This window comes from Bacillus sp. RC51 (assembly GCF_044908115.1).
Classification (GTDB): domain Bacteria; phylum Bacillota; class Bacilli; order Bacillales; family Bacillaceae_G; genus Bacillus_A; species Bacillus_A mycoides.
Genome location: NZ_JBIYCW010000018.1, coordinates 64,132 through 77,642 on the forward strand (window position 1 = coordinate 64,132; position 13,511 = coordinate 77,642).

A 13,511-nucleotide genomic window follows, 5' to 3' on the forward strand; every position below is an offset into this window, starting at 1 on the left:
TCCGGTCCTGCTAACACTATAACTGTAACTTAACGTTACACATCCTAACTTGCAGGGCCTAATTTTCTTTTGTACAACAAGCAGTTAGCTAATTAAGCTGATTGCTTTGTTGAGCCGAATGAAGGATTTATAAAAAGATTTCTCAACACCTAGCGTTTGGAAATATATTACCTATTATGGTAATCCGTTGGTAATCCTATGATTTCTATAGCTTCTCTCTCGGACTTCGCCTCAAGCCAACGACGCTTCCACTTTTCGTCTTTGTCATAAAACTCTAATGAGTACGTCATAACGCTATTACGCTTCAAAAATTTGTCCGCTGTACTTGTTGCAGTATAATCAAAAATTTCGACTATATCCCTCCCGTGGTAGTTGTTTCATGCCCCTAACCCCATTGGACGAGATTTAATTTTGTTCTTATCTGCCTGATCCATGATTAATGTGGCGATTTCTAGTTGATTCCTTCCTAGCCCTTTTGCTATTTCAAGAATATCTTTATCCTCATCCCACACTTCTCGTAATTGAATCACTTCGCTTTCATCAAACACTAGGTCCAATCCTTCTAAAGCGATATATCGCCTCTTATTTCAATGATTTTGTATCCTGGATAGCGATTGGGAGTAATGTACTCAATCGCTTTTTCTTTTGCTTCTTTTTCATTTCTTCCTTCCTTCCATACCCATGAAGGAAGGAAGACTTTTGATTGATTTTTATCTAACATAGGCTTTCACTCCTTGTTTAATTAGAAGAAACGACCATGTTATAATAGAGGGACAAAATATTGTGTCGTTTCATGAAATAGCTAATTAGGGGTAATCGACTGTTTTTATTTTCTCAATAACGATTATTCAATAAATCTGTTAACATTTAATTACCGATATGTGTATCAACCAGCCTGTGCATCTGCACAGGCCTTTTACTATGCTAATTTTAGTTAGCGGATGCATTTTTCTCACCCTTTATGATGCTTCGCACATCAGAATAGTTCATAATTCCGTAACACATGCATACGAGTTATCGTGTTAAAATTAAGCCATTCTCAAGAAGTAATTCTTATTTACTCGACAATTCTTTTACCCTGTTTAAAGCCTTGCCCCCTGCGAGGCTTTTTTATTTAGCTAAAGTAATATGTTTATGTGCTTCCTCTACCTTATCTGCGCTGTTATGTAACCCTTTAGCTCTTAAATCTCGTATCATTTTGATTAGGTTTGCTATTTCTTCTTTGTCAGGCTGCTATTTATCCATCACTTTTCATCCTTCATAATCCGTTTGTCTATCCGATCCATCAGGTAAATGAATCCTGCAATTCCGATAACTAGTACCAGTATCATAAAATACGAGAATGTACTTCCTTCCATTTTCTAGGGATAAAATTATGTGAAGATTGTACCAAATTAACCAATGAGGGCTACGGCTCTCTTTTTTTATTTCTAATCGACAAAATATGACAATATACGGATAATTATTTTGATAAGATTGTCCAGAAATATTACATTTTATATATCTTGGAGGAATTAAATTATGAGCAAGAAATTATTAATGGCTTTAGCATGCAGCGTGTTACTTATGGGATTGGCTGCTTGTGGTTCAAGTGATAAAGCAAGTACATCAGAAGAACCAAAACAAGAAACTAAAAAAGAAGATGAACAAAAGAAACTAGATGAGCAAAAACAGGAAGACGAACAAAAGAAAATAGAAGAACAGAAAAAAGCCGAAGAACAAAAAGAAGTTGAAGAGCAGAAACGATTAGAAGAACAGAAAAAGGCTGAAGAGCAAAAGAAATTAGAAGAACAACGAAAACAAGAAGAGGCTCAAAGACAACAGGAAGAACAAAAGAAACAACAAGAAGCAGCTCGGGCAAAAGAACAGGAGCAACAAAAAACTACTGCTAATACAGCACCTCAGCAACAAGCTGTACCTAAACAAGAGAAAGTACACTTTGCAAACTGTACAGATGCAAATAATGCCGGTTACTATGATATAACTCCAGATAGCCCAGCTTATGCTTCACATTTAGATCGCGATGGCGATGGCGTGGCTTGTGAACGAAATAAAGGACATAAAAAATCTAGTAAAAAACATTAGATTTATGGTTAAGCACTCTTGTGAGTGCTTTTTTTATTCTCATTCGACAAAATATAACAAAATACAAATAACTTGTTTGCTACCATGAGATAAGAAATCTTACATTTCAGCTTATATAACTAATACATACTGGGGGTAACACAATGAAACGCAGATTACTTACAGCATTAGCATGTAGCGCCTTACTTATGGGATTATCCGCTTGTGGTTCAAATGAGAAGACTGCAACTGAATCTAAACCTAAACAAGAAGCTAAAAAGCCTGAACCGGTTACTACAACTTCACTTATTAGCGAGTTCAAGAAAGCTGGTATAGAAGCTGAAAATGCTACGGATCTACCACAAAAAGAGTTCGGTAACATGCGTAAAGATGGTAAACGAATCCTAATTCCTAAATTAGGTGAGGATAAAGGTGGCCGTGTGTTTGAATTTAGTAAGAAAGAAGATTTAGAAAAAGCTAAGAAGTACTATGATGAGCTAGGAAACTCAGCTCCAATGCTTTTCTCACATACATATGCTAAGGGGAATTTCCTTTTACAGATGAATGGCGATATGAAAGATGAAGAGTTTAATAAGTATAAAGAAGTTATGGATAAAGTAGTGAAGTAAATAGCGGCACTCGAAAGAGTGCTTTTACTATTTCTCAATACTCGAAATTATCTAACGTGGTAAAATAATAATTGGATTGGCATCCAATACCATATTACGTTGGTTCAAATCGCAGGAAGGCACCTTAGGGTGTCTTTTTTTTATAAGAAAACCCCCAAGCATTTATATACTTAGGGGCTTATCGATTGAAAGGTAAAACTGCTTACAATTCCTTAAATTAAGAACAAAGTGGGATTACTCCTAAACCAATTAATAGAGCTGCAGCAAACGCTGGAATTGGTACAGGAATCTGGATACCTTCTACAACTAAGAAGTATTGTCCACTTACTACTTGGAAACAAACTAATTGCATGGTTATTCCTCCCTTCTGTTAGGATTAATACATTATATTAAATAATCTTATTATTGATATAATTAAATAGTCTGTTTTTATTAATATATGCGATTTATTAATATTCAGGAGAAGTGCCTTAGATTGGCTTTCTCTTTTTTTCAAAAGAACTTGCTCCATTAATGCATAAAAACATAAAGTAAATTGAATCCGTTAAAATACATGAGTGACCTCTTGTTTTATCCTCTTATCTAAAGGAGGAACTATTATGGGCTTTGGTGGAAGTTGTGGTGGTGGCGGCTTCGCTGGAGGAGTTGCTTTACTAGTTGTATTATTTATTCTATTAATAATAGTTGGAGCTAGCTGCTTCTGCTAAACAAACTATCGGAAAAGACACTCTTATATGGGTGTCTTTTCTTTATGCATTAAAAAGCCCACCTATTTCCGTAGGTGGACTTTATCTTTATTACACAATACCAAATTATACTCTCATTTTTTCGTAAACTTTATGCAATTATACATATTTGTAAAAAATTACACTAAATAAATATTACATGTAGTAAAATATAAATTGTGGACACGTTCTATAAAGCAGATTCTCCGATTAGAAGGCGTAACACATCTCAACCATATAGATGTGGCGTTGCTTTAATCTAGCCAAACAAACGATCTCGATTCTCTTGTATTTGTACACTAACAATCTGGTAAAAATAAATGATTCTGTTTTATAGGATGTGTTTACTTAATGTTCAATACATATTATTAAAAGTAAAGTGGTTCAAGTCGGAGGAAGGCACCTTAGGGTGTCTTTTTTTATTTTCAAAAGGACCTGCTCAATTAATCCGTAAAAACATAGGGTAAAGTGAACCCGTTAAAATACATGAATGACCTTAATTTTCCCCTCCTACTCAAAGGAGAGATTAAAATGGGATTTGGTGGTAGTTGCGGTAGTTGTGGCGGCGGCTTTGCTGGAGGCTTTGCTTTATTAGTTGTACTATTTATTTTATTAATCATAGTTGGAGCTAGCTGCTTCTGCTAAACAAACTATTGGAAAAGGCACCTACATAAGGGTGCCTTTTCTTTATGAAAATCTCCACACAAGGTGCAGGAATTTTCATGCTACGAATATATAAAACTAATTATTTAATATATAATGAAGTGCGCCACGTATCTCTTGGATAATTTATTGAAGTCTTTTGATATTCAAAAGTCCCTTCTTGATGATTTGATGCGTCCCATTTATATTCCCAACCTACAATAGGATTACCACCAATTATTTGTGAACCAATACTTTTCACATCAAATCCATTCATTTTGGCAAAAGGAAACTGGCCATATCCTATTTCTTTTGTGTAAACATATAAGTAACTTCCCCCATGATCTTTAGTTGTACTAAAACTATTAGGATTAATGTATTCAACTCCACCCAATTGTGATTCTACTTTTACTACACTTAAAGAAGTTAGAGGTGCTGCTGGTCCTGCTGATGCCTCCGATGCCATTCCTAACCCAACTACCGCCGCCACCGCTAATGATGATATCCCTAATGTAACTTTTTTAAACATATAAACATCCCCTTGTTTTATAATAAGTACAAGTTTGATATTAGCAGAAATTTATAAAAATATCCCTTATTTTGAAAACGTTAACAAATTCTACTTTTTTCGATATGCAATTTAGCATATCGATTGACATACAGAATAATCCATCTACTACTTTTGATATAAAAACTATTTTCAAATTTAATACTATTAACTCACTAAATTCTCATAAAAAGACTGGTCGTCTATACAATGTTTTGGTAAAATATAGGGAACTTTTAAGAAGGAAAAGCTAATATACATCGACTAAATAATGTAAAGAAAATGTTTTATTGCATAAAAAAAAGGCTCCATTGCTGGAGCGCTCAAAAAATAATATAAGTAAATGAATTAAAACAAATAACAGACAATTAAACTATATAGATAAAACTTCAATAAATCTATATATATGCAATATTACATATAAAAATCCTATTTATTGATGCTATAATAAGCTTACTCGATGATTGTTATATTTTTAAGTAATACAATACCTTCTTAACACCAATTGTACAAGGAAAAGAAGACATCTTAATCGATGTCTTCTTTTCTTATATGATAACAACACAATAAAATTAAGATGGTTCAAGTCGGAGAAAGGACACTCAAATGAGTGTCCTTTCTTTAACAATATTCAGGTTCATATAACTCGTATAACTGTCCACCGTTTATAACAGTTCCTTGTGAACTACTCGCCACTTAGCAAAGCTTAAAGTGGGAGCTTCTCAGTTCCACGACGAAAGTACCCTTTCGTCTCCCTGAGCGTTACTTCGGGGTGTTCCACCCCTAGATGTCCAACGCTTGGACGCTCTTTTGGCACGGTTGATATTTTACGCAGGAACCGAATGGCTTGGTTTTCGCACTCTATTTTCTTCCTGCAACCTCATATATCAAGTTATCAAAGAACTTCATATAGCTAGTTTATCAAAAGTTTTTGGCTATGCCAAACCGAAATTCATCTCCCACCTACCGTTGGGCTACGCCCTTCACACGCTTGAGGAAGGGGAATTCGTTAAAGAAGAGAATTTTTTTGCTTATTATTTCCCCACAAACCTAAAATTCCTACAATCTGACGAGCCTTAGCATTATCTATATAATAATGCACCTCTAACCCTCTTCTTTCTGCACGGAGTACGGTTCTCCTTAATTTTGATAGATGCTGTGAAACAGTAGATTGTGGGAGTCTTAATATTTCCGTTAACTGCGTAACATTACACATTTTATGGTGCATTAATTCATTTACAATTTGTAATCGAACCGGATGTGCCATTACCTTTAAAACATCTACGTCTTCTTCGCGGATTTCAGATAGATCTCTATCAGATACTACTGTTTTCATTTCGCATTCTCCTTTATTATTAATTTCTATTTTCCTATTATCCTTATAAGTAGTACTTATAGATGATTACCATTTGTCCTGTTGAGAAAATATATTCTCTTTTTAAAACAAAAAGGTTACCTATCCTGAAAACAGTTTTTCACATAACTTTGAACTATGATTAACTCACTTTCCTAAGCAAAAGTATTTCTTCTATCCCTTGTTTAAAGCAAATAAAAAATTCTGCTTATGCCTTCCCGTCCTGAAAAATTGATAGGCAGTATTCCCCATCTCACACTCTACAAAATAATCATTTTATTTCTCAATATGAATCCCTGGAATTAAAATACCAAAAATGGTAATATGAAGTCACCTTCAGTTGTCAATTGTGTCCCTTTTTGAAAGGCCCTGTCTAAAATGACAAGGCCTTTTAAATTTCCTTAAATATCCTTTCTATTTCGCTTTTTTTTGATTTTGAATGGTTTCTTTTACAAGTTTTAAATAGATTTACTAATAAACCTGGTGTAGACTCTAACTCCTGCTTCTGCTTCATATTCTCTTCTGTTACAGTACTTACAAACTCCCACAGTACTTGTGCTCTAATTGTTCTGCAAATCATTTCTCACACATTTCAAATGTTTTTATCTTCTTTTTGAACACCGTCCTAATTTAATACTTTTCTTTCCTGTTAATGACTAAATCAAAATTATTAGCTCTTGTCAGTAGATTCCAATATTATGTATAATAACATTACCTTTTTACCAATAAACGGTAATGAAGAGATGATACAAGTAAATAAACCAAATGTATCATCGATATATTAAAGGATCTATTCAATGTACATTCAGATACATATTTAGGATTTAAAACCATGGAATCTTATGTACAGATTAAATTACTACAAGATGGAAGAATGGTAGCAAATGTACTCAGGGAAAAAGAACATTCAATTTGCTTAATGTCATATAACTACTTGATGTGACAACTATTAAACAAATTGAAAAGATACTCAAGGGGGATTTTATATGAAAAAATTTGGTAAAGTATTATTAATGGGAACATTGGCTCTTGGTAGTTTAACAGCAATGAATATAGAAACACCTAAAGCTCATGCCGATGGAGCGAGCGAATATTGTCGTTACATTTGTGGCCCTAGCGAAACAGTGAACAATTTCACGATTCAATTACACGCTACGGAATACGGATTTGGACAAAATGTCATTGCAAAAGTTACAAATAATAGAGCTGAAAGTGTGAATTACAAAGTTGCTATCGAAAAACAATATGAAACTGGCTGGGGCTATTATGAAACTTGGTTCAATTGGAACTCTATGTTACCAGCTGGTTCAAATGAAGAAATAGTTACTTTCTCAGGCAATGGCGAAGATATTGGGGATGCAGGCACATTCCGTTATAAAGTTGAAATTACGAATGCTGACGGATCTGTTGACACAATTTACACAGCGCCAATGACATTAGTTAATTAAATATTTGCATTGACAAACTAGATTATGAAAGGAAGGATTACACCTTCCTTTTTTTATATTTTAAAATTAAAAACGTATCCCCTCTTACATTTACCTATATAAATCTAAGAAACAAATAATTCAAAAGGAAAAATAAAAATACTACAACAAAGAATTTCCACTTGTTTCTTTTCGTTGGTTTTCTAGCATGTTGTATATAAAAAAACAAGGCAATACCTGCCATAGTAAATAAAAAAATTTGATAATAATCAATCATCTGTAATCTCCCTCCATACCAAAAATAAGAAGCCTCTTTTTGAGAGACTTCTTATTTTTAATACAAACGACATACTTAGGCTAAATATACACAATAAGATTAGGATGCTAAACCTTATTGCAGCTTTATTATAACATATAACCTCTTATTTCGTTTAATAATTCCGAATTATAAAACTTTATAAACAATTGATTGTTTATTTACATACAATGAATGCACAATAAAAAAACAACAAAATATTCACTTATAGAACCAATGTATGTAAAAACCAGCTACCATCACATTCATAGTTTTGAAAAGTTGTTCTCTACTTCTTTAGAATACTTTAAACTTCGGATAGATTACCTTATATCGACATCTTATGTATGCAAAATTACATATTAAATCTCATTGAAAATCATTCTCGTTGTAACTATAATGGTTTCAAGAGGTGATATTTTCACTTCGTTTTCAAATCTCACAATATATTAAAGGAGGAACTAGCATTATGAAAAAAGTTATTTTAGCAGGGGCATTAGGAATTGCAGTACTATCAGGTATGAACTTACCAGGAGCAGAGGCACCTAAAGCGAGTGCAGCAACTACAAATTTAGAAATTCAAGAAGTTACAAAATATTACTCTATGAGTTCCTATGAGGTTTCTCAAAAAGAATCATTTAATCTTAATAAAGGGGAAGAACTTACGGTCTTTGTACAAAATTCCGGGTTCCCAATTTCTTATACAGTCTTTGATGCAGATGATCAAGTAATTGGCACATACAATGCGAATTCACCATACGGTCGCGTATTCAAAGCACAAAAAGACGGTAATATTTCGGTTCAATTTCAAGCAGGAGTAAATTCTTCTTACATGAAGAAGATGAATTTCACAGCCAAATTTGCAGTGTCTAAATTTAACTAGCAGTAAAAATTTTCACTATCCTCTTTAAAGACAAATTAAAAAGGTATATCCCTTCCATGGGATATACCTTTAACTTTAGTGAATTTTATATTGACCAGATAACTGCTCTTGCGCCATACGAACTAAACGTTTTGTAATTTCTCCACCTACTGAACCATTTGCTCTTGCTGTTGAATCCGGCCCAAGAGTAACACCAAACTCCTGTGCAATTTCATATTTCATTTGTTCAATTGCACTTGCTGCAGCTGCTATTAAGATTTCGTTTGAATTATTATTTTCGCGAATTTGCATTTTTTAAACACCTCCGTTGAATTTGGTAATATCATGCTCTATTTCCAACAAAATATGCAAAAAAATTATTCTTTTAGCTATTTTACATATATACCTAAGCTTTCATCCCTTATGTGGGAATAAATAAAGGTATAGGTCATACCCATACCTTCTCCTATCCTACTTATTTTTGAATTCCCCTATTAACTCCTGTAACTCTTGGGAGAGCCATTTTAAAGAATTTTCCAACCCTGCAATATCTTGTACATTTCATGCAAAGATTCACTTCAACATGAACAAATTCATCTTATGACCGCTTTTCTTTTTACGAAATTAAGTAATTGTTTCAATAGCTGGTATAAATTACTTTCTTTCTCAGCTCTATTATTTTGTTCTTTCGCCTAAAATTCCAATATCCCCATTACTTCTTTCGTAAATAGTTTAAAATCAGTTAAATGTTTTTCAATAATTTGACGAACAATATCTAAATTTACACTTTGATAATCATGAACAGCAATATTACGAAATCCAACCATCGCCTTTAACTTATTTGCTAGATCAGCGCTAAGTAATCCTGCTGTAACCAACAAATCAAAGGCTTCTCGACTAGATTGGGGTAGTCCTAATTTTTTTCCTGCAACAATATGCATCGCTAAATCAATACTCGCTTCACAAGCTCTTTGTATGTTCAATATTATTGAATCTTGTTTTGTAAAATCCTCTAAATTTTCAGGGGCATTTCCATACACATCTTGGATTCTTTTTATACAACGCTCTATTGTAGAAATTTTATTTAAAATAACCTCATTCTTCATATATTGAACCTCTTTTCTTTATATCATCAAATACTACCTGTCGTTCTTCATTCAATTTTGAATACATTTTTAAGGTTTTCATTTCAAAAACGACCTTACGTTTATCATCCGAACAAAATATTGTCTTTCCTGTATGTATAATCTGAGCTTGAAAAACTGTAGAAACTTCGGATAAATCAACTAAATCAACATCTCTATTAACGATGTTTGCTAACTCCTGTGCTAATAAAAAACGTTCATAGTTCCCTAAAGTTGTGTCACTTAAATAAGCTATATCAATATCACTATCTTCCCGTTCTCTGTTCTCAGCCGTTGATCCAAACACAATTATCCAATAGGGATTCACCGTCTCTTGTAATTTTTCTATAATAGCTGTTATCATGCTTTGAAAAATCATTTAATTAATCCCCCTTATTATACTTGAATTTTATTATATCATAGCCATTACGAAATCCATTAAGTTACAACAAATACATAAACAAAATTAAGCCTTCTTAGTACTTAAAGCACCTCAAAGTTACGTGCGTATTCCTGTAAAAGTAAAAGACCGACAATAACTGTCAGTCTTTCGCTTTTGAAACTCTAAAGAAATAGGGGATATATTTCTCTAACAATGGCGTCTTTTATATGTTAATTCAACTTTAATTTTTCTTTTACTTTTGTAGGGAGCTCGTCTTTTTTAACCTCTTCCCAAGATTTCACACCTTTTTCCTCAGAGTAATATATAAGTAAAAATGCTTCTTTACGAAGGTTTTTTAACGCTGTAAACTCCATTTCTTTCTTTTCGCCATCCTTATCAAGTCCAGGTAATGTATATTGGTAAGTCGTATCCCCATTTACATTTTTCTCTTTTAATTGTTCACCATCCTTGGTAATTTGCACATAATATGTATCTGTACCAAGACGGTTTAAGTTACAACCTGTTAATAATACTGTAAAGAAAACAACAACACTACACATAAGCATAATTCGTTTCATATTATTCACCTCACATCTCTTTTCACAAAAATTATATCCTAATCTTCTTAATAGCAAAATTCATTTATGTGACACTAACATTACGCTTTTGTAAGATCATAAATATCATTTACAGATTTCGCGATGTGGGGAAGCTCATATCGGACTTTAGTCCGCCTTTAGGCATGGGATGAAAGTATCACTTAAGCACTGATACGGTTTATAACAACTTAAACGTATATGCTAAAAAAGGAGCTAACAATTATGTGAACTCTTATAAAAATAAATAGAAGTCATTTTGAAAAAATTGATTAAAGCATTTTTCTCTTTTAGTTAAAAGTACAACAAACAGGCTCTCATGCTATTACACATAAGAGCCTATCTCACTAGTATCATAAGCAACTAGTTACATAAGATTCCTTTATACTAAATAGAAAGTATTTCTACAATTATTCTGGGAAAATGAAGTTAGAGTTCCCTTCGCTATTAGCGGAATCCTCTTTCGGGAATGTAATAGTAGTTCCTTCATTCCCTTTATTTATTTCTTGTTCCTCTGGAAATACAATGGAAGAATCATTGCTTAAGTTTGGCGAAAAGTCAAGTTTAGATACAATGGCTTTTAAATCAGGTAAAACACCAATTTTATCAGAGGCTGGATCATTGGATTTCGTTCCTGTACTAGGATCACTTAAAATATCTCTAAGCTGGCTTGGTGTATATACTTTTCCCAGATTAGTTTTTGTAATTCCTTGAATTGATGCAGCAGCACCAGCAATGATAGGTGATGCACTAGATGTTCCACTAAAGCTAGAAGTATATTGATTTGTCATAAATTCACGTGGTTTAGCATCTGTTGTATCCACTGCATTCCCCCATCCATATACATCTACCCTACTACCATAATTAGAGAAATATGAACGTTTATGAGGGACCCTTGCAGAAGCTGCTCCAACTATAATCGCCCCTGAATCTTTGAAATCAGGACTATTACGATTTAAAACTTGTTTACCATTACGGTCTCTAAATTGATCTAAGTCATTTCCGCCGTTTGCACCTGCTTCAATAATAATAATTCCCTTATTTGTTCCCAGACGAATTGCATCAAATATATCCGGTTTTACTTCTACAGGAAGATAGTTCTTATCTCCATATCCTTCATAAGTTGCTTGAGCTTCTAATAAAAGAATATCTCCAGCTTGCATATTGTTAACCGCACTTAATATAGCATCAGCTGTATTATACATACCGTTGTCTCTAATCTGAGATACAACCTTTACCTTAGCTTTTGGTGCAATCCCAATTCCACCTATTTTATTATCTTCTGCAGAAACAATTCCTAAGACTGAGGTACCATGATCATGGTGTTCACTCTTGTTCTGTCCGGACATCAATTCAATCTTCTGATTCACTAAATCTTCATGACTAAATAACCAGCCATACTCCATATCTACAAAAGTTGTTCCTTTTCCATCTCCACCTTTTATACTCCAGGCATAAGGTGCATTGATTCCTAATGGTGCTGGTTCAAGGTAACCTTGCCTTGTAAGTCTAGGTTCATCATATGGATTAACTGATAAATTGGATAAACGCTCTTCAGGTGGAGCTTCTTCTTCCTGTAAATATGCCGTTTCAACAAGAGATGATTTCCCAAATTGTACAAGCAATGCTTGTACATCAATATCACCTTGGGTTTCTACAATATAATAGTTTAGCAAATTAGAAGAAATATGATCAGAGTCTTTTATTTCTTTACCTAGATTTTTAATTTCTATAGGATTTAAAGAACTAAAAAGTCGATTTATAGTCACATTTTGATATTCGGCTAAAATTCCAATTAATTCAGGGTCTTGCTTTTCTTCTTTAATGAATTTTTCTATCCCATCCTGATATGGCAATTTTGCTTCATTTTTAAATTTCAAAATTAATTGTTTAGTAACTTGCTTATGTACAATAGAATTCAATTGCTTATTTGAATAATTGTAACTAGCTGCGTAGGCAACTTCTGATTTTTCACTTGAGAGTAGTCCGCCCACCCCATTAAATGCGGTTAATGCAATTGAAGAAACTAGAATTCCCTTAAAAATTTTCAAATCGTGCACCTCTTTTAATTTATTCATGCCTTCAAATCTATTACTTTAGTTACATTACCGTAACCAGTATAGTTACAACTATAATAAATAGTCAACCTTATTTTTTATGCAATTTCGCATTTTAAAGAGGGTATACTTCGATCAACTTACTCCTAATTATTTTAATATGAGTCTTATTCTCCTCATATTAAACCGATCTCTTATTTAAGTATAAAACCTTTACATTTTAAGAGAAGTTGGACTTCTATCATTTTAAGTAATTGCATATATGTAATTAAAGGCATATAAGGGGGATTGAAAAATGGTAATTTCAAGACAAGATTCCTGGACTAACGATAACGATTCACTTCTCGCAACAATAGTACTTCAAAATATTCGTGACGGTGGAACACAATTAGCTGCATTTAAAGAGGTAGCTAAGCAATTAGCTAGGACACCTGCTGCTTGCGGATTTCGTTGGAACTCATGCGTACGAAAACAATACGAAGAAGAAATACAACAGGCTAAACAAAATCAAAAAACTGGAAATAACAAGTCCCCCATCCAACAAACAAAAGAAACAAGCTCTTTATCTATTACATTAGATGACATTATTATCTTTCTACAAAATTATAAAGCAGTGAGTGAAGTGAACGATTTACAACAGCAAATTGAATATTTAACGGCAGAGAATAAATCCCTTCTCCAACGGTTAACTACATACGAAGAAGAGTATCGTATGTTAATTAACCATATCGATAAGACAAGAAACCTGATTGTAGTCGACTAAGAAGAATCAAATTAATTTTTATCATATTAAAACCGTAGCCTGTC

At 33.2% G+C, this 13,511-nt stretch carries 17 protein-coding genes and 2 pseudogenes; 7 read left to right on the top strand and 12 right to left on the bottom strand.

Translation table 11 applies throughout. The features are described 5' to 3' along the window. Positions 1 to 167: 167 nt before the first annotated feature. The 3 genes and pseudogenes from ABH959_RS25835 to ABH959_RS25845 all read right to left on the bottom strand — a co-directional run bounded on the left by ABH959_RS25835 (position 168) and on the right by ABH959_RS25845 (position 721). Positions 168 to 381 (bottom strand): annotated as a pseudogene (locus ABH959_RS25835) (hypothetical protein). Next, a complete protein-coding gene (locus tag ABH959_RS25840; protein ID WP_113937361.1) occupies positions 378 to 572 on the bottom strand; it encodes a hypothetical protein in 195 nt (64 codons plus the stop codon). The pseudogene ABH959_RS25835 and the gene ABH959_RS25840 overlap by 4 nt, the downstream one beginning before the upstream one ends. Continuing rightward, positions 563 to 721 carry a hypothetical protein gene (locus ABH959_RS25845; protein WP_181777931.1) on the bottom strand — a complete coding sequence of 53 codons (159 nt, stop codon included), beginning with the start codon at positions 719 to 721 and terminating at the stop codon, positions 563 to 565. Before ABH959_RS25845 ends, ABH959_RS25840 begins: the two co-directional genes overlap by 10 nt. A gap of 800 nt (positions 722 to 1,521) precedes the next feature. On the opposite strand from ABH959_RS25845, the gene ABH959_RS25850 reads away from it, so the two are divergent. Further along, complete coding sequence (locus ABH959_RS25850; RefSeq protein ID WP_078205658.1) at positions 1,522 to 2,085, top strand: excalibur calcium-binding domain-containing protein; 564 nt, start codon at positions 1,522 to 1,524, stop codon at positions 2,083 to 2,085. Positions 2,086 to 2,228: 143 nt separating this feature from the next. Further along, entirely contained in the window at positions 2,229 to 2,693 is a 465-nt protein-coding gene (locus ABH959_RS25855) for a hypothetical protein (protein WP_016093847.1), read from the top strand. A gap of 217 nt (positions 2,694 to 2,910) precedes the next feature. On the opposite strand, the gene ABH959_RS25860 is transcribed toward ABH959_RS25855, so the two are convergent. Continuing rightward, positions 2,911 to 3,045, bottom strand: a complete 135-nt coding sequence (locus tag ABH959_RS25860) for a hypothetical protein (RefSeq protein ID WP_002016520.1) — start codon at positions 3,043 to 3,045, stop codon at positions 2,911 to 2,913. 247 nt (positions 3,046 to 3,292) lie between these two features. Here ABH959_RS25860 and ABH959_RS25865 point away from each other — a divergent pair, with 247 nt between their 5' ends. Then, complete coding sequence (locus tag ABH959_RS25865; protein WP_404493362.1) at positions 3,293 to 3,400, top strand: YjcZ family sporulation protein; 108 nt, start codon at positions 3,293 to 3,295, stop codon at positions 3,398 to 3,400. Positions 3,401 to 3,949: 549 nt separating this feature from the next. Then, positions 3,950 to 4,063 carry a YjcZ family sporulation protein gene (locus ABH959_RS25870; protein ID WP_113937363.1) on the top strand — a complete coding sequence of 38 codons (114 nt, stop codon included), beginning with the start codon at positions 3,950 to 3,952 and terminating at the stop codon, positions 4,061 to 4,063. A gap of 100 nt (positions 4,064 to 4,163) precedes the next feature. On the opposite strand, the gene ABH959_RS25875 is transcribed toward ABH959_RS25870, so the two are convergent. Further along, entirely contained in the window at positions 4,164 to 4,589 is a 426-nt protein-coding gene (locus tag ABH959_RS25875) for a DUF4879 domain-containing protein (RefSeq protein ID WP_002017095.1), read from the bottom strand. 1,027 nt (positions 4,590 to 5,616) lie between these two features. Then, on the bottom strand, positions 5,617 to 5,943 hold the full coding sequence (locus tag ABH959_RS25880; RefSeq protein WP_404493363.1) for an ArsR/SmtB family transcription factor: 327 nt from the start codon (positions 5,941 to 5,943) through the stop codon (positions 5,617 to 5,619). A gap of 1,004 nt (positions 5,944 to 6,947) precedes the next feature. Between ABH959_RS25880 and ABH959_RS25885 the strand changes: the two genes are divergently transcribed. Both ABH959_RS25885 and ABH959_RS25890 read left to right on the top strand, forming a co-directional pair. Then, on the top strand, positions 6,948 to 7,409 hold the full coding sequence (locus tag ABH959_RS25885) for a hypothetical protein (RefSeq protein WP_219303816.1): 462 nt from the start codon (positions 6,948 to 6,950) through the stop codon (positions 7,407 to 7,409). A 743-nt stretch (positions 7,410 to 8,152) separates the two neighbouring features. Then, positions 8,153 to 8,566, top strand: a complete 414-nt coding sequence (locus tag ABH959_RS25890; RefSeq protein ID WP_098717920.1) for a hypothetical protein — start codon at positions 8,153 to 8,155, stop codon at positions 8,564 to 8,566. 75 nt (positions 8,567 to 8,641) lie between these two features. Here ABH959_RS25890 and ABH959_RS25895 read toward each other — a convergent pair whose 3' ends face one another. The 6 genes and pseudogenes from ABH959_RS25895 to ABH959_RS25920 form a co-directional block, all read right to left on the bottom strand. Then, on the bottom strand, positions 8,642 to 8,857 hold the full coding sequence (locus ABH959_RS25895; protein ID WP_001167047.1) for an alpha/beta-type small acid-soluble spore protein: 216 nt from the start codon (positions 8,855 to 8,857) through the stop codon (positions 8,642 to 8,644). 159 nt (positions 8,858 to 9,016) lie between these two features. Next, a pseudogene (locus tag ABH959_RS25900) lies at positions 9,017 to 9,103 on the bottom strand (chemotaxis protein); the annotation flags it as partial. Between the two features lie 134 nt (positions 9,104 to 9,237). Next, positions 9,238 to 9,651 carry a type VII toxin-antitoxin system HepT family RNase toxin gene (gene hepT / locus ABH959_RS25905; protein WP_016093854.1) on the bottom strand — a complete coding sequence of 138 codons (414 nt, stop codon included), beginning with the start codon at positions 9,649 to 9,651 and terminating at the stop codon, positions 9,238 to 9,240. Continuing rightward, on the bottom strand, positions 9,641 to 10,048 hold the full coding sequence (gene mntA, locus ABH959_RS25910) for a type VII toxin-antitoxin system MntA family adenylyltransferase antitoxin (RefSeq protein ID WP_404493364.1): 408 nt from the start codon (positions 10,046 to 10,048) through the stop codon (positions 9,641 to 9,643). The genes hepT and mntA overlap by 11 nt, the downstream gene beginning before the upstream one ends. A gap of 233 nt (positions 10,049 to 10,281) precedes the next feature. Beyond that, positions 10,282 to 10,629 carry a YxeA family protein gene (locus ABH959_RS25915; protein ID WP_404493366.1) on the bottom strand — a complete coding sequence of 116 codons (348 nt, stop codon included), beginning with the start codon at positions 10,627 to 10,629 and terminating at the stop codon, positions 10,282 to 10,284. A gap of 428 nt (positions 10,630 to 11,057) precedes the next feature. After that, positions 11,058 to 12,698 carry a S8 family peptidase gene (locus ABH959_RS25920; protein ID WP_404493367.1) on the bottom strand — a complete coding sequence of 547 codons (1,641 nt, stop codon included), beginning with the start codon at positions 12,696 to 12,698 and terminating at the stop codon, positions 11,058 to 11,060. Between the two features lie 301 nt (positions 12,699 to 12,999). On the opposite strand from ABH959_RS25920, the gene ABH959_RS25925 reads away from it, so the two are divergent. Further along, a complete protein-coding gene (locus tag ABH959_RS25925; RefSeq protein ID WP_002068801.1) occupies positions 13,000 to 13,467 on the top strand; it encodes an RsfA family transcriptional regulator in 468 nt (155 codons plus the stop codon). Positions 13,468 to 13,511: the final 44 nt, after the last annotated feature.